We start from the raw sequence: 22,574 nt of genomic DNA on the forward strand, positions 1-22,574 counted from the left end.
TCACAGCCCCGCGCCCCTTACGGGGCGCTCCTCCCCGGCACCCTCAGAAACCGCTGGCTGCGAACGCTCCCGGATGTGACTGCTCCCGCACCGTTCGGTACTGCTGGCGTACCGCCTGACCCACCGGCAGTTCCTCGCCGGGCTCGAAGACCTGGGCCGATGCCCCCTGCCACTGCGGCAGTTGGCCGGTCAGGGCCCAGGCAGCCTGGCGTGCCGCGCCGATCGCCGTGTAGTCCGCGGGCTGCGGCACCACGACCTGCGTACCGAGCAGCATCGGCGCCGCGGCCTGCACGGCCGGCAGCTCGGCGGCGGCACCGAGCAGGAACACCCGCCGGACTTCCACCCCCCGCCCCCGCAGCACGTCGAGCGCGTCACCGAGCCCGCACAGCATGCCCTCGAAGGCGGCCCGCGCCAGATGCTCGGGCCGCATCGACTCCCGCCGAAGCCCGGTCAGGGTGCCCGCGGCGTGCGGCAGATTCGGCGTCTTCTCACCCTCCAGATACGGCAGGAGTACGAGCCCGTGCGCACCCGGCGTCGACTTCATGGCCAGATCGGAGAGCCCCTCGAGGTCGGCAACGCCCAGCATCTCGGCGGCGCCCCGCAGCACCCGCACCGCGTTCAGCGTGTGCACCACCGGCAGATGCATTCCCGTGGCATCGGCCAGCGACGTGATGGTCCCACTCGCATCGACCAGCGCCTCGTGGTGCACCGCCATCACCGACCCCGACCTCCCCAACGAGACGACCGCGTCGCCCTGTTGGACCCCGAGCCCGAAGGCCGCGGCCATCGTCTCGCCCGTACCGGCAGAGATCAGCAGCCCCTCGGGGGTCGTCCCCGCGGCCTCGGCGGGACCGATCACCTCGGGCAGCATCACCTGGTGGCCGAGCGCGAGCTCGACGAGATCCGGTCGGTACGTCCCCGACGCCGCCGACCAGTAGCCGGTCCCGGAGGCCCCGCCGCGGTCGGTCGTGCGCCGTGCGGGACGGCCCAGGAGCTGCCACACCAGCCAGTCGTGCGCCTGCATCAGCGCGGCGACGCGCTGCGCCGCCTCCGGCTCGGTCCGCGCCAGCCAGCGCAGCTTCGTCACGGGCTGCGCCGCCTGCGGCACACACCCGACGGCCTGCGCCCAGGCCTCGCGGCTGCCGAACCCGTCGATCAGGTCGGCGGCGGCGACCTGCGCCCGCCGGTCGTTGCCCACGAGCGCGGGCCGCACGGTGTTGCCGTGCTGGTCCAGGGCGACGAGGGCGTTCTGCTGCGCGGCGACGCCGATGGCCTGCACGCCCTCGAGCAGCCCACCGCCCGCCGCCTCGCCGAGCGAGAGCAGCCAGGCCTGCGGATCGACGTCCGAAGGCCGCCCTCCGCTCTCGGTGTTCTCCAGCGGATGCGGGGCATGGCCCTGCCTGAGTACGGCGCCCGTGTCCGCGTCACAGACCACGATGCGCGTGAAATCGGGCGAACTGTCCAGCCCAGCGACTATCCCCATGTGGGAATTCTGCCGCACCGCGCACCGTGTCCCGTACCGCAGGCCCCAGCCGGCGCTGCCGTCTAGGTGTTGCTGGTTCCCCAGTCGTCCTCGGCGGGCGCGCCCTGCCCGCGCTCGCGCAGCGAACGCACCCGGTCGGCCACCGATTCGGGCACCCGGTCGCCGACCTTCTCGGACACCGAGTGGAAGGCCTTGCCCGCCACATCGCGCCCTTGCTGCGTCGCGGACTCGACGGTGTTGCGCACGGCCGGGTTCTGCGCGAACTCACGAGCCGATTTCTTCAGCTGCTCGTAACGTTCGCGTCCGGCCCTGGTCCCGAGCACGTACCCGAGAGCCAGTCCCGCCACGAAAGTGAGCCGGTAGCGCATGGCTGCCACCCTTCCCTTGCGTCGGAGGGGGATACCGATTGGCGGAGCACCCCCCTGCTTGCGCTAATGTATGTGTCGCAGCGAGCGAACGCCGCCCGGGAATCCCCAGGTAGGTGACATCGTTGCGACGAGACGATCCCCTGTAGCTCAATTGGCAGAGCAGCCGGCTGTTAACCGGCAGGTTACTGGTTCGAGTCCAGTCGGGGGAGCTCGGTCTCCTGTAGCTCAATTGGCAGAGCAGCCGGCTGTTAACCGGCAGGTTACTGGTTCGAGTCCAGTCGGGAGAGCTGTGAGAAGGGCCCCTGAGTTTCAACTCAGGGGCCCTTTTTCGTGCCCGGTGGAACCATGTGGGCAGCACTGCGGTCCTCATGGTCGAGTGATGCCGACCATCCGAAGCAGGAGATCGTATGAGCGGCTATGCTGCGGCAGACGGCGCGCACAAATGTGCGCGACGCGCCGTTAGGGGCGGTAGCTCAGCCGGTTAGAGCAGCGGACTCATAATCCGTCGGCCGTGGGTTCGAGTCCCACCCGCCCCACCATCTGTTGCCCATGCAGGAACGTTTTAAGCAGCGGTGACATGCGGCCCCCACCATCGGCGGGGGCCCTCTCGGCGCCTTGGGCCGGGCTAGACCGAGAGCGGTACGGAGTGGATCTCCGTTGGCGGGTGTCCTGTGCGCTCGTGAATGCGCTTCACGGCGTCCGCGGAGGGTGCCTCGGAGAGGCAGTACACGACTCCGGCGTCGGGGTCGGCCCACGCACGCTCGAAGTGCACCCCTTCCTCGCCCTCGATCGCCAGATCCGCCTTGTGTGCTGCCGAGAGCTGCTCGGCAGTGATGCCCTTCATGTCGTGGTGGACATCCATGAACATGGTCATCGCCCGCCACCTCCGGTCGTTCTCATCGGACTCATGGGTGGTGCGGAGCTGTGGGACGGCCCCTCGTCCTGGCGGCCACAGACCTACTCCCTCAATCGTCCGCCCGGCACTTTCCCGGTGCAACCAGGGGTCGAGGTCCCCACGGTCAGAGGGGCGCCTGCCACGAGGAAGCCCCGTCGCATCGAGCACGCGACGGGGCGGGGAGCCGTTCAGCGGTGAGGCGGAACGGTCTGGTTACGAGGATGAAGCGAGTGCCCTCACGGGTCGGTTCACCTGTTGAAGCAGGCGTTGCCGAATGCAGGGTTGAGAGCTCCGATGACGCTCACTGTGTTCCCACACGCGTTGACGGGCAAATGAACGGGCACCTGGACGACGTTGCCGCTGACGAGGCCGGGTGAGTACTGCGTGGCACCAACGGCATGGGCGCTGGGGAAGGGATCGGCGGTGGCCGCGCCGGCTCCGCCGATGACGGTGGCCGTGGCGAGGGCGGCTGTGGCGAAGAGCGTGCGCATGCGCATGGGGTACCTCCTGGTGAGGGGACGGACCTTTCGAGTGCCAGGTCTCACCGCCCCCGCCCGCAGATAAAACGATCATGGTCCGTCTGCGGTAACCGAGCCGTCCGTTCGCGGGACCCCGGCTGCGTCCAGGAGGTGGCATTCCGACCGGCTTCTCCATGAGATGCGCACGGGCGGGCCATGCGCATCTCATGCACGTCCGGTGACAGACGAGCGATGTTCGTGCCCACGGACACTGCCATCGTGGAAGGGCAGAGGCACCGAGAAGGTGGCCGACCGGGAGGCTTTTCGTGGACAAGCGCTACGAGGTGTACTGCCTCACTCACCCGCATTTCTACGATGCGCCGCACCACGGCCGGACGCGTGGCCGCTTCCCGCAGGCCGGGCGTCCGCTTTCCGCATCGTGGGTGCGCGAGGAACTCGACGAGTGGCTGGTCTGCCGTCCCACCGACGTGGTGCTCCCGCCGCAGGGCTGGAAGATCCACGTCTCGGCGTGTCCGGACAACGCGGAGTCGATCCTGGAAGCGGTGTGGGACTACTGCGTCCCGCGCCGCATCGCCTTCAAGTTCCTTCCCGGCATGGATGCCCTGTTCCTCGCCAACACGAAGTACGCGCATCGCGGGTCGAGCGGGAAGTTCGTGACGGTCTACCCCGTCGACGAGGCCCAGTGCGAGTGTGTGCTCACCGAGCTGGGAGCCGTCCTCGACGGCAGGCCGGGACCGTACATTCTCAGCGATCTGCGCTGGGGGGACGGTCCCCTCCATGTCAGGTACGGGGCCTTCGCCGACCGGTACTGCGTGTCGGCCGACGGCGTACTGGAGCAGGCGGTGGAGGATCCCTCCGGGCGTCTGGTGCCCGATGTGCGCGGCCCCACCTTCCAGCCGCCCCAGTGGGTGAAGCTTCCCGGGTTTCTCGAGCCCCACCTCGCCGAGAGCCGCCGGACCACGGTCGCCGACCTGCCCTACCGGATCGAGAAGGCGCTGCACTTCTCCAACGCGGGCGGACTGTACGCCGCGGTGGACACCCGCACGCAGGAGCGCGTCGTCCTCAAGGAGGCCCGGCCCCACGCGGGGCTCACGCCGGACGGCGCGGACGCCGTCGTCCGCCTCGAGCGCGAGCGGGACGCCCTGGAACGGCTGAGCGGCCTGCCCTGCGTCCCCGCGCTCCGCGATCAGTTCGAACTGGGCGGTCACCGCTTCCTCGTAGAAGAGTTCATCGAGGGGACGGCCCTGCACACGCAGTTCGTCAAGCGCTATCCGCTCACCCAACTGGACCCGGACACCGGTGCCTTCGCCGACTACACCTCCTGGGCCCTCGACATCGCCCGGCAGGTGGAGGACGCGGTCGCCGCCGTCCACGAGCGGGGCATCGTGATCGGCGACGTCCACAGCGACAACGTCCTGGTCCGCCCCGACGGCAGGGTGGTGCTGATCGACTTCGAGGGCGCGTCGGACGTCGCGCACGCGCGCCAGCAGGTCCTCGCGGCTCCTGGCTTCCTCGCCCCGCGCGGGACCAAAGGCTTCGACATCGACCGGTACGCGCTGGCCTGCCTGAGGCTCTTCCTCTTCATGCCGCTGACAGGCCTGATCGACCTGGACGGAGGCAAGGCGGGGCAGCTCGCCAGGGAGGCCGCCCGACTGTTCCCGGTACCCCGCCGGTTCCTCGACGAGGCCGTAAGCACCATCACCGGCGACGGCGGGATGAGCGCCCGGGCGGATGACGGGCCCCGCCTCGAACCCGACCACTCCGGCTGGCTGCGCGCGCGGGAGTCGATCTCCGACGCCATCCTGGCCGCCGCCACACCAGGGCGCGACGACCGGCTCTTCCCCGGCGACATCGAGCAGTTCGCCCTTCCGGGCGGCGGCCTCGACCTGGCGCACGGCGCCGCGGGCGTGCTGTACGCGCTGGACGTGACGGGCGCAGGACGCCACCCCGACCACGAGGACTGGCTGATCCGGCGCGCACTGAACCCGGAACCTGGCACCCGCCTCGGCTTCTACAACGGCATGCACGGCATCGCGTACGTCCTCGAACACCTCGGACGCCACGAGGAGGCCGCCAAGGCCCTCGACATGTGCCTGGGCGAGCGCTCGGAGGCCCTGGCCCTCGACCTCAAGGGCGGGCTTTCCGGCATCGGGCTCAACCTGCTGCACTTCGCGGCCACCACCGGCGACGCCGCCTGCAGTGACGCCGCGGACCGCGTCGCGGAAGCCGTCGCCGACCGCCTGGGCCCGGCCGACGCGGTGCCGACGACCAGCGGCGGCGCCCATCCGAGAGCGGGCCTGATGTACGGGGCGTCCGGGCCCGCACTGATGTTCCTGCGCCTGTATGAACACGGCGGCGACCCGGCCCACCTCGACCTGGCCGCCACCGCGCTCCGCCAGGACCTGCGCCGCTGCCTCGTGCGCGAGGACGGGTCGATGGAGGTGAACGAGGGCTTCCGCACCATGCCCTATCTCGCCGACGGCAGCGTGGGCATCGGCATGGTCCTCGACGCGTACCTGGCGCACCGCGCGGACGAGGAGTTCTCGGCCGCCGCCGACGCGATCCGCAAGGCGGCCAGGGCGTCCTTCTACATCGAACCCGGGCTCTTCGACGGCCTCGCCGGGATGATCCTCCACCTCAGCCACCCGCACCCGTCCGGCACGGCGGCCGCGCGGGACCCGCTGATCGCGGACCACGTACGCCGTCTGGCCCGCCACGCCTGCCTGCTCGACGGCCGGCTCGCCTTCCCCGGCGAGCAGTTGATGCGGCTGTCCATGGACCTGGCCACCGGCGGTGCGGGCGTCCTGCTCGCCCTGGGCGCCGCCTTCCACTCCCGCCCCACCGGACTCCCGTTCCTGACACCGGAACCGGCCGCACCCGACGTTCCCGTCCCCATCCGAGTACGAGAGAGGAGGTGAGGATCCATGTCAATCCTCGAACTCCAAGGTCTGACCATCGAACCGGAGAACGGCCACGGACCGCCGCCAGGCAGCCGGGCCAGCAAGGCCTGCACCGGAGGCGGAGACGCAGGCAGCCGTCTCAGCCTGCTGCTCTGCTAGTTCGCACCACTACGGCGGGGACGCTTCCGGTGTCCCCGCCCCTTTCCTTGGAACCGTACGACGACGGGAGCGGCCCGTGGACCGACGTGCGGCGGACCGTCTGCTCCTTGCGACGGTCCGGCGAGGCGGTGCCTGGGGTGGCGTCCTGGCCGCCACGTCCCTTCTGCTCGCCGCGATCTATGTCGTCCTGCCCGCCCTCATGGGCCGCACGGTCGACGCCGTCCTTGGACACGGTGACTCGTCACTCTGGCTGACCCTGACCGCCGTCGCCGTCGTGCTCCTCGTGGTGTGCGACGCCGTGGACGACTACGCGGGTGCCGTCGCCAACTCCCGCTCCACGGCCTGGCTCCGGCACACCCTGCTCGGGCACATCCTCGACCTGGGCGCCCGCGCCACCCGCCGCTACACCCCCGGCGACCTGGTGGCGCGCCTGGTGGGCAACACCGCCCGGGCCGGCAGCGCCCCGGCGGGCCTGGTGTGGGCGGTGACCGACCTGATCCCCCCGGTCGGAGCCGTGGTGGCCCTGGCCCTGATCGACCCTTGGCTGTGCCTCACCTTCTGCGCCGGACTGCCGCTGATCGTCCTGGTGGTCCGCTCCTTCGTCCGCGACGTCTCCGACCTCAACGACCGCTACTTCGCCACGCAGGGCCGGATCGCCGCCCGGCTCACCGACGCGCTCACGGGAATCCGCACCATCACCGCGGCGGGGACCACGACACGCGAGGCGGACCGGGTCCTTGAACCGCTGCCCGAACTGCACCGCCACGGCATGGGGTTGTGGCGTGCGTACGCCCGGGTCTCCGCACGGGACGCGGCGATCGTCCCCCTCCTTGAGATCGCCGTGCTGGCCGTGGCCGGCCTTGAGCTCTCGCGGGGCCGCATCACACCGGGTCAGATGCTGGCCGCCGGCGAGTACGTCCTGCTGGCCACCGGCGTGAGCTCACTGGTGGCCGCGGCGAGGCGGCTCGCCTTCGCACGCGCCACCGCCGGGCGGGTCGCCGAGGTACTGGACGAACCCGTGCCGGCGTACGGCGGCGCTCGCCTGCCCGACGGAGGCGGCGGCCGCCTGGAGTTCCACCGGGTGACCGTACGCACCCCCGAGGGCGACACCGTCCTTGGCGGAGTCGACCTGGACCTGCCGGCGGGCGCCCTGACCGCCGTCGTGGGGCGCTCGGGATCCGGCAAGTCCCTGCTGGCCGCGCTGGCCGGGCGCCTCACCGACCCGGACGGCGGCGAGGTGCGGCTCGACGGGGTGCCGCTGCGCGACGTGGACCGCGCGGAGCTGCGAGGGGCCGTCGCGTACGGCTTCGAACGCCCGGTGCTGCTCGGCGAGACCTTCGCCGACGCGATCGGGTTCGGGCCGCGGACGCCCTCCGACACGGAGGTGCATGCGGGGGCCGCCGCCGCACGCGCCGACGCCTTCATACGGACCATGCCCCAGGGGTACCGGACCCCGCTCGCCGAAGCCCCGCTGTCCGGCGGGGAGACCCAACGGGTCGGCCTCGCGCGCGCGTTCGTACAGGCCGGCCGGATCCTCGTCCTCGACGACGTGTCGGCCAGCCTCGACACCGTCACCGAACACCACATCGAACAGGTGCTCACCGGGGACGGGGCGCTGGCGGGCCGTACGCGGCTCGTCGTGACCCACCGGGCCGCCACCGCCGCGCGCGCGGACCTCGTCGTGTGGCTCGGCGCGGGCCGTGTCCAGGGGCAGGGCACGCACAGTGAGCTGTGGGCGGAGCCGGCGTACCGGGCCGTCTTCTCACCGGAACCGGAACCGGAACTCCACGGGGGCATGCGGTGAACGGGGGCCCGCGCGGTCTGCTGCGCTCCGCACTGCACACACGGCGCCGGGAGCTCATCCGGCTCACCGGCTGGTCGCTGGTGCAGGCCTTGCCCGCGCTGCTGTCCGGCCGGCTCGTGGCCCAGGCCGTCGACGACGGCTTTCTCGCCGGGCGCGGCACGGCGGGCTTCGCCTGGCTCGGGCTGTTTGCCTGCGCCGTCCTGGTCGGCGCCTGGGGCACCCGGCGGGCCACGCTCGAACTGGCCGGGATCGTCGAGCCGTTCCGCGACGTTCTGGTCGATCTCGTGACCACCGGCACGCTGCGCCGCTCCGGCCGCCTCGGGCAGCCCGCGGACACGGCGGGCGTGGCCCGGCTGACCGAGCAGGTGGAGATAGCCCGGGAGGCGTACGGGGCGGTCGTGATGTTCGTGCAGACCTTCAGCGTCACCGCGGTGAGCGTGCTGATCGGCCTCGCCTCACTCGATCCTGTCCTGCTCCTCCTTGTGGCGCCGCCCCTCGCGGCCGGTCTTGGACTCTTCCTGTCGGCTCTGCGGGCCATGGCGGCCCGGCAGCGGGCGGTCGTCCTCGCCGACGAAGCCATCGCCGAGTACGGGGGCGCGGTGGCCGGCGGCCTGCGGGACGTGACGGCCTGCGGCGCCGAGGAACGCGTACGCGGCCGGGCCGGTGTCCGTATCGACGACGCGGCGAGCGCGGCCCGCGCCCTGGCCCGGCTCACCGCCCTGCGCACCGCCGCTCTGGGCGTCGGCGGCTGGCTGCCCGTCGTGCTCATCCTGGTCGCGGCCCCGTGGCTGGTCCGCGGCGGGGCGACGGCCGGCGCGATCCTGGGCGCCCTGACGTATGTGTCGCAGAGCCTGCAACCGGCCCTGCGGGGCTTCGTCCAGGGGCTCGGCGGCAGCGGCCTGTGGCTCCTTGTCACCATCGGCCGCATCCTGGAGGCGGCCGATGGCGACAAGGAGCCACAGGCGACGGCAAAGGAAACGGGGACAGCCCCGCCCCGGGCCGCCGGTTCAGTGAAACCGGGGGGCGTGGACGGCCGGGTCGAGCTGCGCGGCGTCACGTTCGGCTACGCCCGCTCCGCCGAACCGGTCGTCCAGGATCTCGACCTCGACCTGCCGACGGGCACCCACCTCGCGGTCGTCGGCCCCAGCGGCACCGGCAAGTCCACCCTCGCCGCGCTCATCGCGGGGGTGCTCGAACCGCAGGCCGGCCGCATCCGCCTGGGCGGTGTCCCGGTCCGGCCGCCGGACAACGGCCGGCTGTCCCGGTCCCGCGTGCTGATCCCGCAGGAGGCGTACGTCTTCGCGGGCACCCTGCGCGAGAACCTCGCCTACCTCCACCCCGAGGCCACCAAGTGCGACCTCGACACGGCGGTCCACGCCATCGGCGCGGGACCGCTCACCGAACGCCTCGGCGGCTACGACGCCGCCGTGGACCCGGCCCGGCTCTCGGCCGGCGAGCGTCAGTTGATCGCCCTCGTCCGCGCCCTGCTGCCGCCCGCCCGCCTTGTCCTGCTCGACGAGGCCACCTGCCACCTCGACCCCGCCGCCGAGGCGGTCGCCGAACGCGCCTTCGCCCGCCGCCCGGCCACCCTGATCGTCTGCGCCCACCGGATCAGCTCCGCGCTGCGCGCCGACCTCGTGCTCGTCATGGACGGCCCGCGCTGCCGCATCGGCACCCACGACCAGCTGACCGCCGACTGCGCCCTCTACCGTGAACTGGTCGGCCACTGGGGCGACTTGGAGCAACCGCGGGCTGCCGTCGGGAGCGGCGGAGCGAAGCGGTGGCGAAGCCGCCTTTGAAGGGGGCCTGCAACCGGGGCCCACAGCCGGGGCCTGCAAAGGGCCTACAGCCACCCCGACTCCCGGGCGATCCGGATGGCGTCGATGCGGTTGCGTGCGCCGGTCTTCCTGGAGGCCGCGTTCAGGTGGTTGCGGACTGTTCCCACGGACAGCGAAAGCCGGTCGGCGATCTCACGCGTCGGCGTGCCGTCCCCCGCGAGGCGCAGAATCTCCAGCTCCCTCCGGGTCAACGGGCTCTCCGCCGAGCAAAGCGCAAGGACCGCCAGTTCGGGGTCGACGAACCGCTCGCCCGCCGCCACCTTGCGGATCCCCGCGGCGAGGGCGTCGCAGGGGGCGTTCTTGCCGATGATGCCCGCGACGCGCAGCGCCAGCGCCTGTCTGAGGTAATCGGGGGGCGTCGAGCCGGCCACCAGCAGGGTCCGGCACTCCGGCAGCCGCACGGTCAGCTCCGTCGAGGCGCAGAGCGCCCTGTCCGCATTGCCGTCGATGTCGATGACGACCACATCGGGCCGGTACAGCAGAGCCCGGGGGACGGTGTGTTCGTTCCCCGGTGCCTCCCCGACCACCTCGATGTCCTCTTCGGATGTCAGCAGGGCCGCGAGTGCCCCGCGCACGAGATCTGTCTCCTCGACGAGAAGAACACGGATCACATCGCTCCCGCCCGGCCGTACGCGGCCTCCGTCATGCCAAGCGCTCCCGGTCACTCCGACGGCGCCGTACGAAGTATGTCCAGTGGTCACCCTATTTGCCCGGAGCCGCCCCGCCTCTCCGGCGGCGCCCGTCAGCCCGGGCCGATCTCTGCTCAGACCGGCGACTGCCAGGTCAGGGTCGTGCCCGTGGTGCCGTCCTCCGTCGCCCCGTCGTCGTGCACCGTGAGCCGTACGCCCCTTCTGCCGTCGGGCAGGGTGGCGCGGGCGTCGACGACGACGTCGATGCGGGAGCAGTCCGGGCGGTGGGACGCGGCGGCCAGGGCGCGGCGCAGGGCCGCGAGGAGCTGGGTGCCGACCGGGTCCGTGACCTTCGTGTCGACCGGTCCTGCGAAGTGCACCGACGGCTGGAAACCGAGCACCGCGGAGGCACCCGCCGCCTCGCGGAGCACCTTGCCGCGGAACGTCGTCGGGGCGTCGGCGGGCGGCTGCTGGAGCGCGAAGATCGCCGTACGCACTTCCTGGATGGTCGACTCCAGCTCGTCCACCGCCTGGTCGAGGGCGGACTCCACCTTCGGTGAGCCAGCCCTGCGTCGGGTCGACTCCAGCATCATGCCGGTCGCGAAGAGCCGTTGGACCACGAGGTCGTGCAGGTCTCGGGCGATGCGGTCGCGGTCCTCGAACACCGCCAGGCGCTGCCTGCTCTGCTGGGCGTCCGCGAGGACGAGGGCCAGGGCGGCCTGTGAGGCGAACTGCGTCGCGAGCAGGCGCTCCACCGAGGTGTACGCGCGGGCGCCGCGGGAGCGTGGCAGGGCGAGCGTCCCGATGAGCCTGCCGCCCGCCTGCAGCGGCAGCATCATGCTGGGCCCGAAGCGGGTCCGTACGCGGGTGGTCATCCGGGGGTCGGTCGCGGAGTCCTCGATGAACACCGGCTCCCCGCCGAGCAGTTGCTCAAGGACGGCGCTGCCGGGCTCGATGGTGGTGCCGATGAGGTCGCTCTGGGGGGACGGGAGGGACCGGGCGTGCGCCGGCCGGGGGGCGTCGTCCTCCGTCGTCGCCGCCGCGACGATCCGCATGCCGCCCTGGTCCGTCGGCTGCAGGATGACCGCCGCCGTGGCGTCCGCGAGGATTCTGGCCCGTTCCGCCACCGTCATCAGGGCGTCCGCCGCGGGCTCGCCGGTCAGCAGGGCCGTGGTCACCGCCGCCGCACCGTCGATCCACCGCTCGCGCTGCCTGGCCGCCTCGTAAAGACGGGCGTTGCCGATCGCGATGCCCGCCTGACTGGCCAGGACCCGCAGGAGCTGCAGGTCGTCCTCCGTGAAGGGGCCGCCGCGCTTCTCGGTGAGATAGAGATTGCCGAACGGCTCGTCGTGGACGTGGATCGGTACGCCGAGGAAGCTGTGCATCTCCGGATGCCCCGGCGGTACGCCGCACGAGCGCGGGTCGGCCGTCAGGTCGTCGATGAGCAGCGGCCGGGGGTCGGTGATCAGCGCGCCGATGATGCCCGCGTGGCCGTCGGGGAGGCGGCCGATGCGGCTGCGCTCGGCCTCCGACAGGCCCGTCGTGAACAGGTCGGTGACCTTGCCGTGCGCGGGGTCGATGACGCCGAGCGCGCCGTACCTGGCGCCGGTCAGCTCGGCCGCGCTGTCCACCAGGTGCTGCAGCGTGGTGTGCAGCTCGAGGTCCGTGCCGACGCCGAGCACCGCCTCGAGCAGCGGGTCGAGGGGGAGGGGCGGGCCCGCGGGGTTCATCGCGGGGCGCCCGTGCGCGCGGCGGCGCCCCGCGTGGCCATCGGCTTCTGTATCGGCTTCGGCTTTGGCTTCGACATGCGGATGCTTTCCCCTTGAGCTCGGATCGGCGGGAGCCGGCCCGTATCGGCAGGGGCCGGCCCGATCAGCCGGACAGCGGGTCGAGGACCAGCGGCTGGATCTTGCCCTCCAGCATCGCCCCGAGCCCGAGGACGGCGCACGCATCCGGCCGTTCGGCGATCTCCACCGGCATCCCCGTGGCGTCCCGCAGCATCTGGTCGAGCCCCGGGAGCAGCGCGCTGCCGCCGACCATCATGATTCCGCGGTCGGCCAGGTCGGCCACCAGATCGGGCGGGCAGTCGCGCAGCACCTTGCCGATGCCGTCGAGCACGGCGGTCAGCGGGGTGTGGATCGCGTCGCGTACGGCGGCGGTGTCGACGTGCACCGAGCGGGCGAGCCCCGTGGCGACGTCACGGCCGTGGATCTCGGTCGACTCGGGCCCCTCAGACGTGAGCCCGTTGCCGCGCAGGGCGAGCTGAAGGGGACGTACCGACTGGCTGGGAAGCATCAGCTCGTGGTGGTGGCGCAGATGCTGGACGATCGCGTTGTCGATGGCCTCGCCGCCGACCGGGATCCGCTGGGCCGTCACGATCGCCCCGAGCGACAACACCGCGACCTGCGTGGTCGCCGCCCCGCACACCAGGATCATGGTCGCTTCCGGCTGCTCGACGGGCAGCCCGCAGCCGACCGCCGCGGCGATCAGCGTGTCCACCAGCTCGACCCGGCGCGCCCCGAGCCCGACCATCGTCTCGATGGCGGCGCGCTGGGCCAGCGGATCCGCGTCGTGCGGCGTGGTGGCGGCGGCGCGAAGGCGCGGCTTGCGGCGCAGAGCGCGGCGGAGCTTCTCGCCGAGCAGGTGCCGCAGCATGCGCTGGGCCATCTCGATGTCGATGACGGTGCCGCCGGAGACGGGGCGCACGACGCGGATGTAGCCGGGCGTGCGGCCCGTCATCTTCTCGGCGAACTGGCCGACCGCGATGAGCGCGCCGGTGCGCGTGTTCACGGCGGCGGCGCTCGGCTCGTCGACGACGAGACCCGCACCCTTCACGAACACCCGGGTCCTCGCGGCACCCAGGTCGACGGCGATGTGGCAGCGGCGCAACTGCTCCAGACTGACGGTCATGGCAGATCCTCCCGAGAGCGCAGACCGTACGGACCGTCGGACGACGGTCCTCTCTCGCATCGTGCGATGGCCGCGGGCGGCGCGCGCGCTGGGCTGAGCCGGGCGGGGTGCGGCCGCACGGGTGGTCTTGGTCGCCTCGCGGGCCGCGCGGTTAGCATCCCGTGTGACGCATACGCCCCCGGAAGAAGACGAAGCCGAAGGCCCCCGGACACCCGGAGCCGACAGCAACCCCCCGATACCCCCGCTTCCAGTGGAGCCCCACGGGCCCGTCACGAAAAGGCGGATACTCGCCGATCTGACGCCTTTGCGTACGTCCGTCGACTACCGCCGCCTCTGGGCCGGCAACACGATCTCCTGGATCGGCCAGGCGATGACCTCGCTCGCGGTCTCCCTCCAGGTCTACGACATCACGCACTCCAGCTTCTCGGTGGGCCTCGTCGGGCTGTTCTCCCTGGTGCCGCTGGTCGTGTTCGGTCTGTACGGGGGCGCGATCGCGGACACGGTGGACCGGCGGAAGCTGGGCCTGTACTCGGCGCTCGGCTCCTGCGCGCTGTCACTCGCCCTTGCGGCGGGCGCGTTCGCGGGCTTCCACCACGTGTGGTTCCTGTACTCCGTGGTCGCGCTGCAGGCGGTCTGCGGGGCGCTGAACTCGCCGGCGCGTACGTCGATGATCCCGCGGCTCCTGCCGCCGGAGCAGCTGCCCGCGGCCAACGCCCTGTCGTCGATCACGACGACCGGGGGCATGATGCTCGGCCCCATGCTGGGCGGCTTCATCGTCGGCCTGTGGGGCTATCAGGCGGCGTACGCGGTGGACGCGGTGGCCTTCAGCGCTTCCCTGTACGCGATGTGGCGGCTGCCTGCGATGCGGCCGGAGGGGGGCGGGGCCGGGGCCAAGCGGGCCTCGGTCCTCGACGGGCTGCGGTTTCTCGCCACCCGGCCGAACCTGCGGATGACGTTCTTCACGGACATGTGCGCGATGGTGCTCGCGCATCCGCGTGCGCTGTTCCCCGCTGTGGCGGTGGTCTGGTTCGGGGGCGACGCGACGACGGTGGGCCTGCTGGTCGCGGCGCCCGCGGTGGGGGCGCTGCTCGGGAGTGTCTTCTCCGGGTGGATCGGGCGGATCCGGCGGCACGGGCTCGCGATCCTGCTGTCGGTGGCGGGGTGGGGGACGGCCGTCGCCGTCTTCGGACTGACGCGCGAGCTGTGGCTGGGGCTGCTCTTCCTGGCGTTGGCGGGCTGCGCGGACACCATCTCGATGGTCTTCCGCAGCACGATGCTGCAGGCGGCGGTGCCGGACGAGATGCGGGGGCGCCTGCAGGGGGTCTTCATCGTGGTGGTCGCGGGCGGGCCCCGGCTGGGGGACTTCGTGGCGGGGGCGGTGGGGGACGTGGCCTCGCCGGTGCTCGCGGTCACGGGCGGCGGGGTCGCGTGTGTCATCGCGGTGGGGTTGCTTGCGCTCAAGTGGCGGGGGTTTGCGCGGTACGACGCGAAGGTGCCGGAGGCGTGAGGGGCCCCGGGCGAGGTCAGGTGCCGCGGACCGCGTCGGTCAGCGAGGCGAGCCAGTCCACCGTCTGCTCGCAGCCTTCCGCCTGGAGCCGGCGGTGGGACTTCTCGTCGCGCCGGTAGCCGATGAACGGCAGCCCGATCTGCCGTGCGGCGAGCAGCTCCGCCGCGGATGAGCCGACCATCACGCACTGCCCGGGCTCGGCTTCCAGTGCCTGGAGCGCACGGCGCAGACAGTCGGGGTCCGGCAGCAGGGGGGAGTCCGTGCGGCGGCCGTGCGTGCCGCCGGGGACCCTGGCGGCGAGGCCGCGCCTGGTGAGCAGCTCCGCCATGACGTCGGAGTCGCAGTCCCCGGCGACCGCGACGGCCATGCCCCGTTCCGAGAGGGTGTTCAGGAGCTCGGGGAGGCGCGGGGTCGGCCGGGCGTTCTTCAGGCTCTGCTGTTCGATGTTCCGGAGCCGGGCGCGGAGTACGCCGGCGGACGCGTGGTTCTGATGGGCGCGGAGCAGGTCCATCGGGTGGCCGCCGCCCTCGTACCCGTCCAGTGCCCCCTCCAGCGGCGGCCTGCCCTCAAGAGCGTCGTCGACGCCGCGGGCCTCCGTGAGGGCGCCCATCAGGTCGAGGACGGTCTCGCGGGCCCGTGAGGCCGGGAACAGCGGCACGACCGGGCCGTCGAAGCCGAGGATCACGGCGCTGCGGCCGGCGAACAGGGTGCTGAGGGAGGCCGCCGGCCGGGCCTCGGCGGGCGCGGTGACCTCGCAGTACCAGTCGTCGGACTGCGGGACCTGCGCGAACCGGGCGTCGCTGCTCCGTCCGGAGCGGACGAGCCGGTCGTGCAGGTCGTTGGAGACGATCACGACGGCGCGGCTGCCGGGGCGGCCGAAGACGTGCCGCAGCTCGGCGGGGAAGGCCGGGGCGGACACCGTGGGGTCCGGCTCGTGGGTGACGGTGACGCCGAGCCCGATGTGCGGCAACTCCGCGAGAGCGACGGGGAGTTGATGGAGGGCCGCGGTCAGCGCGTGCAGTACGTGGACCTCCGGGGCGACGGCCACGTCCCAGCCGCGCGGGCGGGGACGCAGCTCGAAGCGGTCGGGGCCGATGCCGCCGGTGATGAGGAGGTGGGAGATCTCCCGGCCGAGACGGTGCAGGGTCTCTGACTGGGTGCCGGTGGGGCGGGTCAGGTACTCGAAGGTGAGGGTGGTCCCCGGGGGTGTGGGCTGGTCGTCCGGCAGTTCACGGCTGACGCCGAGGTCGTTCAGCTGGGTGCTGGGGAGTTCCTCTTGGGGGGCGAGGACCTCGTCTTCTGTGTGGGGGAACTCCTGGAGCAGGTCGGCCAGTTCGGCGGAATCTTCGGCCGTGGCATCCCCGTCCCGGCCTTCCAGATCGCCCCAGGTGCGCAGGAGGGACTGCCGCAGTTCGGCGATGGTGACGCGGGTGGCGAGGGCCGCCGGGCCGGGTACGTCGAGCAGCGGGGTGCCCCGCCACAGTTCCAGCGCGGACCGCACGAGCTGCCGGGAGCGGGTGAAGTCGCCCGCGAAATAGGCGTCCTGGGCGTCCGCCGCAAGACGCTGGCAGTGGAACAGGTCGACGCCGTCGGGGCCTGACGGCAGTGGCAGGGTGTAGCCCTCGTCCCCGGCGGTCAAGGTCTCGGGGGCCAGCGTGCCGGCCAGGCGGTGCGCGCAGGCGCGGAGATCGCCTTCGGCGCGTCCGGGGGCGGAGGGGCCCCAGATTCCCTCCGTCAGCTCGGCGTACGGGACGGGGCGGCCGCGCTTGAGCAGGAGCATGCAGAGGAGGGCTTGCTCTTCGGGGGTTTCGATGGCGAGGGGGTGGCCTTGTCGGGTCACGTGGAGAGGGCCCAGGACGGAGTAGACGCAGTCGCCGGACCTGGGTGCGGCGAGCTGCTCAAGGAGGTGGAGGCCTGCTCCCCAGCGGGCCGGATCGGTCGAGTCCAGGTGGCCGACGGCCGACCTCAGCGTCTCGCCGCGCGCGAGGCGCGCGGTCCTCGGAGGCTGGGTCAACGGTCCCGACCCTGTTGCCGCTTCTGCGCCTTCGCGCATCGCGCGCACGAGGAGACCCAGCGAGCGGAGGTCCGCCGAGCGAGTCTCGGGGGCGAAGGGGGCGAGCCTGAAGCCGCACAGCACCGGGCCTCGCCGCGAGAGCCGTACGTAGCCGGGGGAGAGGGCACCATGGGCGAGGCCGCCCGCGTGCAGCGCGGCGACGGTGCGGGCGATGGGCCGGATCAGCTCCAGGAGGAGGTCGTAGGGCAGCCCGTCGGGGTGGTCGGCCAGCAGCTCCGCGAGGCTGCGGCCGTCGACGAACTCGACCACCAGGAACGGGACATCGTCGCGGGCGACGTAGTCCCGGACGGTGGCCACATGCGTGTGCCGGAACCGGGAGAGCTCCTCTGCGGCCTGCGTGAAGTGCCGCCCCCGGGGCCACCGGGGGAAGCGCTGCACCACAAGGGCCCGCCCCTCCTCCCGTATGTCCTGCGCGAGCCAGCTGCTCTTTCCGAGCCGCTCCATCAGTCGGTATCGCCCCCAGACCAGCTCCGAACGCCCCGCCCCGCCCCCCAACTGCCGCACACTCTCCGGAGCCACCGTCGCAAACGGCTCCCCCGCAGGAGCTCGGCCCTCGGCGCCCCCGCCGGCGGAAGGCGCCACCGCCCGCAGCTCCCCCGGCGCCACCCCCGCCCGCTCGTCGATCAACCCGCCCACCCGGGCAAGCAGCTCCCGCGTACGCCCCCGCGCGGTTCTCGGCAGTGTACGGAGCAGCAACTCGCGTACTCCGTCGCGGAATTCATACGCCCCGGCGCCCGCGCCGGAAGCAAGCATGCCGCTCAGGATCACCTCCGCCAGGTGCTGCGGGCGTGGGCGTTCCTCCACCGCCGCCTGGACCAGGCGCATCACCGGCAGCTGGGGCTCGCCCACCGCCAAGTGGCCCGCCAGGCGGAAGGCCTCGGGGGAGGCCGTGGAGCGGAAGCGGAGTACCAGGTCCTCGGGGGTGAGGTCGGTGACGGCCTCTGCCTCGGGCTCCGGGGTGGGCGGGGTGTGCGTCAACCAGGCCACCGAGCCCGGGAGTTGGCTGCCGCCCGCGTCCGCCACCAGTGATGCCCAGTGAGACAGCCATGTCGGCGATGGCTCCAGTACCGGGATCGGCGTCGCGTCGGAGGGTGGGGGCGCGGAGTCGGCAGCGTACGGCGTGAAGGTCAGAGAGGCGGAAGGGGACGCCGGGTGTGGGGCGGAGAGGGTGCCCGGGGTCGTGGGGAGCGCCGTGGTGCGCCAGAGGCGTTCCGGGAGTGGCTGGATCAGGGCCAGCGGCAGTCGGGAGGCCCACCGGTGGAGGGTGCGGTACCAGAGGCTGCCCGCGGGGCCTTCGCGCCACTGCGGGCCCATGCAGTCGCTGATCAGGAGGACGACCGTGCGGCCCGTCGCGGGCGCGTGCGCGGCCTGCGGCGGGAGCTTGCCGTCCGGTGTCGCACGGTGCAGCTCCACCGTGCGGAAGATGCCGGACTGGGCGAGGGCGGTGTGCAGTTCGTGGATCAGGGGGCGCCAGATCGGCATCGTCGGGCCCGCGTCGTACACCAGGCAGAGGCGCAGCCAGCGTTCCTCGGCGGGGCGGAGCACCGGAAGCCAGCCGCGCGGGTGGCCGCCGAGGCGGGCGATGCGGTGGGCCGTCGCCTCCTCGTCGATGACCTGCCCGACGGGGGAGGGGACGCGGCGTTTGAGGGGGCGCAGGGCGCGTTGCAGGGCGAGGGGGTGCGTCACCATCGGGGGGACGGGGACGCGGAGGGGTGTGTGGTCCGAGGCGGCTTCCGGTGCGCCGTCCGGCCCGGGGGCCGGTGCCGGACCGCCGTTGCCCGTCGGGGCCGGAAGCCGCAGCGGCACCCGATCGTCCGGGCGAGGGGTGGGTTCAGCGGGTGCCTCGCTCGGTGGTGACACGCGCGTCGGCTGTGGCGTGGACGGCGTCGGTGGCGTTACGCCGTCGGGGGCGTCCGGCGGCGCAGGCTCGGCAGTTCCGTCCATCTGCCGTGCCAGCCACACCAGTTCGGCCAGCTCGATCGACGTCGGCCGGGAGCCGTCCGCCGTCCGGGAGAGGAGATCGGCCAGCCTGGCGAAGGGCCCCCGGTCCCGGGGCTCGTCAGTGTGCATCGGGGCCCGGATCCGCCGACTGCGTCAGATACGGCATGAGCTGCCGCGCGAGGTCGTCGCGCGATGCGGCGTCGACGCCCGCCGCGCCGGTCAGATAGATCGCGTTGAGCAGCTGGTCGGTGGCGAGTTCGCCGCCGGTGCCGCGCTCAAGGAAGCGGGCGATGAGGGAACGGGCGGACGCGTCGGGCTCGCCCAGGTGGGCGCGGACGATCTCCTCCAGATGCTCGTCCCGCGGCTGGCGAAGGCGCAGCGTGACGCAGCGGCGCAGGAAGGCGGGCGGGAACTCGCGCTCGCCGTTGCTGGTGAGGACGACGAAGGGGAAGGCCCGGCAGCGTACGCGGCCGCGCTCGACCGTCACCGGGTCGTCGGAACCGTCGGTCAGCAGGTCGGCCTTCGGGGTGTGCTTGGCGATGCGGACCAGCTCGGGGATCTCGTACTGGCCCTCCTCCAGGATGTTCAGGAGGTCGTTGGGCAGGTCGAGGTCGCTCTTGTCGATCTCGTCGATGAGCAGGGCGCGGGGGCGCTCGTAGGGGAGCAGCGCGGTGCCGAGCGGGCCGAGGCGGAGGTGGTCCTCGACGCCCGCGCCCGAGCGGCGCTCCTCGGCGCCGATGCCGCCGGAGCGGCCGTGCCGCGGCTCCCGCGCGGCCTGGTCCTTCGCCGCGTACAGGCGGGAGAGCGGGTCGTACTGATAGAGGCCGTCGTGCAGCGCGCTGCGGCTCGTGATGTTCCAGCGGAGGACCGGGCCAAGGCCCAGCTCCCGTGCCACCGCGTACGTGAGGCTCGACTTGCCGCTGCCGGGCGGGCCCGTCACCAGGAGCGGGCGCCTCAAGTACAGGGCGGCGTTGACGAGTTGGACGCAGGTGTCCGTGGCGCGGTACGTGTGCGCACGGTGGACGCGGTCCGGGGAGGTCGCCGAGCCGTCGTCCGTGGGGGTTTCGATGACCGGGCCGCCGTCGAAGGCGCGCCAGGGCGGGGGCGGAGGCAGCTCGGTGATCCCGTCGTGGGGCTCGTTCGTGCCGGTGTAGACGGGCCACAGGGACATGGTCTGGGTTCTCCGGTTTCGTACGTCGGTGTTTCGTACGGCGGGCTCACGGTCTTGTGCGTCGGGCTCACGGTTTCGTACGGCGGGCTCAGGCGACGGGGGAGTGGCGGTGGGCGGCGGGTGCGTCGGGGAAACAGCGCGGGTCGTCCCAGAGGAGCTGCACGTCCCGCGCCCAGTGTCGTTCCGGCTCGTCCGCCGCCTCGGCGGACTCGCGCAACGCCAGTATGGTGCGCGGGAGTTCGGCGGGTGAAGTGCCGTCCACATGGGCCGCGATGCGGTCGAGGAACTCCGAACCGGGGCAGCCGGCGCCCGCCGGGCCGTGGCCATCGGCGCCGTCGCAGCCCGTGCGGGGCCACAGCAGCACCGGCGCGGGTGCGGTCAGCGAGACGTCGAAGTGCGTCACGTCGGCGCCTGGTCCGGTGCGGTCGGCCGGGGGTGGTGCCCCGAACCCCGCGAGGTCCGCGCCGTCCCGCCGCAGCCGGAAGCGCAGCTTGTTCGGCTTCTCCTGGGTGCCGCACTCGACACGGTGCAGGGAGGCCGCGGGGTGGCCGTCCAAGTACTCCCATTTACGGGCGAGTTGATGACGCAGGCCGCCCTTGCGGCGGGACCGCTCGGTGACGACCAGGGGGTAGGAGCAGCCGAGCGGCGTCGGGTCGTCGGCGCCGCACTCCCACCGGGCCACCGGCCAGTTGAGCAGCGCGCGGGGCAGCACGAACGCCAGCAACTCGTCCGTACCGGGGGCGAGATGGGAGAAGGCGTCGTCGACGCGCTCCTGGACGTACGTACGCACGCTGCCGGAGGCCAGGGTGTCCGAGCCGACGGGATGACGGTGGCCCTCGCGGTAAGCGGAGACCTCGACCAGGAGCTGGTCGTCGCCCGCGCCGCTGTGGTCGATCTCGACGAGGATCGGGGACCAGTCCGGCGGCGCACCGGACGGGGCCGTGGACCGGGGCGCGTCGAGCAGCCCGGTGAGCCGGTCGGCCAGACGGGTCAGCGCTTGTGGCTCCTCGACCTCGGAGAGCACGTACCAGGCCGCCGACCACAGCGAGCCGAAGCCGCCGTGCGGCACGGGCGGGCCGAAAGGGCCCACCGCGTCGTTGTACAGCCGCTCCGGGTCGACCGCCGGGCCGCTGCCGGCCGCCCGCTCCACCAGCTCGCGAAGCCGCTCCTTCGCCGCCCGGTGGTGGCCCGGGGTCGGGATGAAGTCGCCGAGCGGGGCCCAGTAGCGGGCCATGACGGAGGTGGGCAGCATCCTGCCGTTGCGTACGCCGCTGGAGGCGCGGGCGGCGGCCGACACCATGCCCACCACGCGGTTGCTGTCCGCGAGGGTCACCGCCGCGCCGCTGAACCCCGGTGCGAGGGGCTGCCCGTGGGCGCTCCACGCCTCCAGCTGCACCCACTCGTCGGCGATCAACTGGGCCGCGGTGGCCCGGTATTCGGCGATGGTGCCCTCCGGATAGCCCTTGGGGAAGCCGTACACGAGGAGCCTGGGCCGGGGTTCGGCGTACGCGTCGTCGGGCGCCGCGAACTCGGCGGGCCGCACCGGCACGGGGCGCGCGAGCTCCAGGACGGCGAGGTCACCCGGGTCGGCGCCCGCCCCGTCCCACCCGCCGTGCGCACCGACGGCAGCGGACACCTCGCCGAGGTCCCCGCGGTGCGGAAAGGAAACGGTGACCGCCGCCCGGCCGCTGCCCCGCACGACATGCGCACAGGTCAGCACATGCCGCTCGGACACCAGGAACCCAGCCCCGACCTCGCTGCCGCAGACGATCCGGGCATGCCACGATGCGCTGCTCATGAGGTGGCGGTGGCCTCCGGGGGCAGGCCTGCCGGGGGATCGGCGACGGGCGCCGGGGACTGGCCGGGAGTCCACGCCAGGCGCACCACCAGATGGCCCTCGGCCGTGCCCTTCACGATCACCGCGCCGGCCTCCGCCGTCATCCGGACCCCGAACTCGATCTCCACCGAGTCGGGGCGCAGGCTGCCGTCCCGGAACACCCGCAGCGCGGACTCCGCGGCCGCTCGCGCCCCGGCCAGTGAGCCCTCGAAGGTGCGGGCGGCCTGTGCGGGTCCTTCGCCGTGGCGCGAGATGAGGTGGGAGCCGTGCAGGTCGTCCACGTCGGCCATGACGACCCGTGCGCCGTCGTCGGTCCTGAACTCCACCAGATCGTCCATCACTGCCCCTGTCGAACCCCGGGCACCACGTGCCGCACATCCTGACTGTCTGCCAACTGCATTGTCACGGAAGGTGCTCGTCGCTGTCAGCCGTCTTCCGGGCAACGGCCTGAGACAGGTGTGGCTGGCGGGAAGGTGCCCTGGCGGCTTCCCGCCAGGACCGGTCAACATCCCCGCAACACAAGCCCCCTGACACTCGTCGCAGCACCCGGGAACCACCCCCGCCCGGGTCCGACGAAGA

Annotated in this window: 16 protein-coding genes and 3 tRNA genes; 8 read left to right on the plus strand and 11 right to left on the minus strand. The window is 72.7% G+C overall.

Features of this window, described 5'->3' with window-relative positions; translation table 11 throughout:
• Positions 1-43 precede the first annotated feature (43 nt).
• Positions 44-1,483 carry an FGGY-family carbohydrate kinase gene (locus OG453_RS12220; RefSeq protein WP_266867328.1) on the minus strand — a complete coding sequence of 480 codons (1,440 nt, stop codon included), beginning with the start codon at positions 1,481-1,483 and terminating at the stop codon, positions 44-46.
• A 62-nt stretch (positions 1,484-1,545) separates the two neighbouring features.
• A complete protein-coding gene (locus tag OG453_RS12225) occupies positions 1,546-1,851 on the minus strand; it encodes a YtxH domain-containing protein (RefSeq protein ID WP_266867330.1) in 306 nt (101 codons plus the stop codon).
• Positions 1,852-1,987: 136 nt separating this feature from the next.
• Between OG453_RS12225 and OG453_RS12230 the strand changes: the two genes are divergently transcribed.
• The 3 genes from OG453_RS12230 to OG453_RS12240 all read left to right on the plus strand — a co-directional run bounded on the left by OG453_RS12230 (position 1,988) and on the right by OG453_RS12240 (position 2,390).
• Positions 1,988-2,060 (plus strand) — tRNA-Asn (locus tag OG453_RS12230).
• Between the two features lie 5 nt (positions 2,061-2,065).
• Positions 2,066-2,138 (plus strand) — tRNA-Asn (locus OG453_RS12235).
• Between the two features lie 175 nt (positions 2,139-2,313).
• A tRNA-Ile gene (locus tag OG453_RS12240) sits at positions 2,314-2,390 on the plus strand.
• Between the two features lie 86 nt (positions 2,391-2,476).
• Here OG453_RS12240 and OG453_RS12245 read toward each other — a convergent pair.
• Positions 2,477-2,725, minus strand: coding sequence for an SCO4226 family nickel-binding protein (locus OG453_RS12245; protein WP_266867331.1), 249 nt, complete (start codon positions 2,723-2,725; stop codon positions 2,477-2,479).
• 269 nt (positions 2,726-2,994) lie between these two features.
• Positions 2,995-3,237 (minus strand): chaplin, encoded by a 243-nt coding sequence (locus OG453_RS12250; RefSeq protein WP_266869823.1) that lies wholly within the window; start codon positions 3,235-3,237, stop codon positions 2,995-2,997.
• Positions 3,238-3,530: 293 nt separating this feature from the next.
• Here OG453_RS12250 and lanKC point away from each other — a divergent pair, with 293 nt between their 5' ends.
• The 4 genes from lanKC to OG453_RS12270 all read left to right on the plus strand — a co-directional run bounded on the left by lanKC (position 3,531) and on the right by OG453_RS12270 (position 9,887).
• Entirely contained in the window at positions 3,531-6,143 is a 2,613-nt protein-coding gene (gene lanKC, locus OG453_RS12255; protein ID WP_266867332.1) for a class III lanthionine synthetase LanKC, read from the plus strand.
• A gap of 6 nt (positions 6,144-6,149) precedes the next feature.
• Entirely contained in the window at positions 6,150-6,284 is a 135-nt protein-coding gene (locus tag OG453_RS12260; protein ID WP_266867334.1) for a SapB/AmfS family lanthipeptide, read from the plus strand.
• Positions 6,285-6,360: 76 nt separating this feature from the next.
• Positions 6,361-8,088: an ABC transporter ATP-binding protein gene (locus OG453_RS12265; protein WP_266867336.1), complete on the plus strand. Its 1,728-nt coding sequence runs from the start codon at positions 6,361-6,363 to the stop codon at positions 8,086-8,088.
• Positions 8,085-9,887 (plus strand): ABC transporter ATP-binding protein, encoded by a 1,803-nt coding sequence (locus OG453_RS12270; RefSeq protein ID WP_266867338.1) that lies wholly within the window; start codon positions 8,085-8,087, stop codon positions 9,885-9,887. Before OG453_RS12265 ends, OG453_RS12270 begins: the two co-directional genes overlap by 4 nt.
• 44 nt (positions 9,888-9,931) lie before the next feature.
• On the opposite strand, the gene OG453_RS12275 is transcribed toward OG453_RS12270, so the two are convergent.
• From OG453_RS12275 to OG453_RS12285, 3 genes are all read right to left on the minus strand, one after another.
• Positions 9,932-10,537, minus strand: a complete 606-nt coding sequence (locus tag OG453_RS12275; RefSeq protein WP_266867340.1) for a response regulator transcription factor — start codon at positions 10,535-10,537, stop codon at positions 9,932-9,934.
• Between the two features lie 152 nt (positions 10,538-10,689).
• A complete protein-coding gene (locus OG453_RS12280; RefSeq protein WP_266867342.1) occupies positions 10,690-12,285 on the minus strand; it encodes a GAF domain-containing protein in 1,596 nt (531 codons plus the stop codon).
• 142 nt (positions 12,286-12,427) lie between these two features.
• Positions 12,428-13,465 (minus strand): rod shape-determining protein, encoded by a 1,038-nt coding sequence (locus OG453_RS12285; protein WP_266867344.1) that lies wholly within the window; start codon positions 13,463-13,465, stop codon positions 12,428-12,430.
• 250 nt (positions 13,466-13,715) lie between these two features.
• On the opposite strand from OG453_RS12285, the gene OG453_RS12290 reads away from it, so the two are divergent.
• Positions 13,716-14,972, plus strand: coding sequence for an MFS transporter (locus OG453_RS12290; RefSeq protein ID WP_266867345.1), 1,257 nt, complete (start codon positions 13,716-13,718; stop codon positions 14,970-14,972).
• A 16-nt stretch (positions 14,973-14,988) separates the two neighbouring features.
• On the opposite strand, the gene OG453_RS12295 is transcribed toward OG453_RS12290, so the two are convergent.
• The 4 genes from OG453_RS12295 to OG453_RS12310 all read right to left on the minus strand — a co-directional run bounded on the left by OG453_RS12295 (position 14,989) and on the right by OG453_RS12310 (position 22,333).
• Entirely contained in the window at positions 14,989-19,116 is a 4,128-nt protein-coding gene (locus tag OG453_RS12295; RefSeq protein ID WP_266867346.1) for an SAV_2336 N-terminal domain-related protein, read from the minus strand.
• Positions 19,106-20,158, minus strand: coding sequence for a MoxR family ATPase (locus tag OG453_RS12300; protein WP_266867348.1), 1,053 nt, complete (start codon positions 20,156-20,158; stop codon positions 19,106-19,108). Before OG453_RS12300 ends, OG453_RS12295 begins: the two co-directional genes overlap by 11 nt.
• 88 nt (positions 20,159-20,246) lie before the next feature.
• Positions 20,247-21,956 carry a trypsin-like peptidase domain-containing protein gene (locus OG453_RS12305; RefSeq protein WP_266867349.1) on the minus strand — a complete coding sequence of 570 codons (1,710 nt, stop codon included), beginning with the start codon at positions 21,954-21,956 and terminating at the stop codon, positions 20,247-20,249.
• Positions 21,953-22,333 carry a CU044_2847 family protein gene (locus OG453_RS12310; RefSeq protein WP_266867350.1) on the minus strand — a complete coding sequence of 127 codons (381 nt, stop codon included), beginning with the start codon at positions 22,331-22,333 and terminating at the stop codon, positions 21,953-21,955. The genes OG453_RS12305 and OG453_RS12310 overlap by 4 nt, the downstream gene beginning before the upstream one ends.
• Positions 22,334-22,574 lie beyond the last annotated feature (241 nt).

Source organism: Streptomyces sp. NBC_01381, assembly GCF_026340305.1.
Taxonomy (GTDB): Bacteria; Actinomycetota; Actinomycetes; order Streptomycetales; family Streptomycetaceae; genus Streptomyces.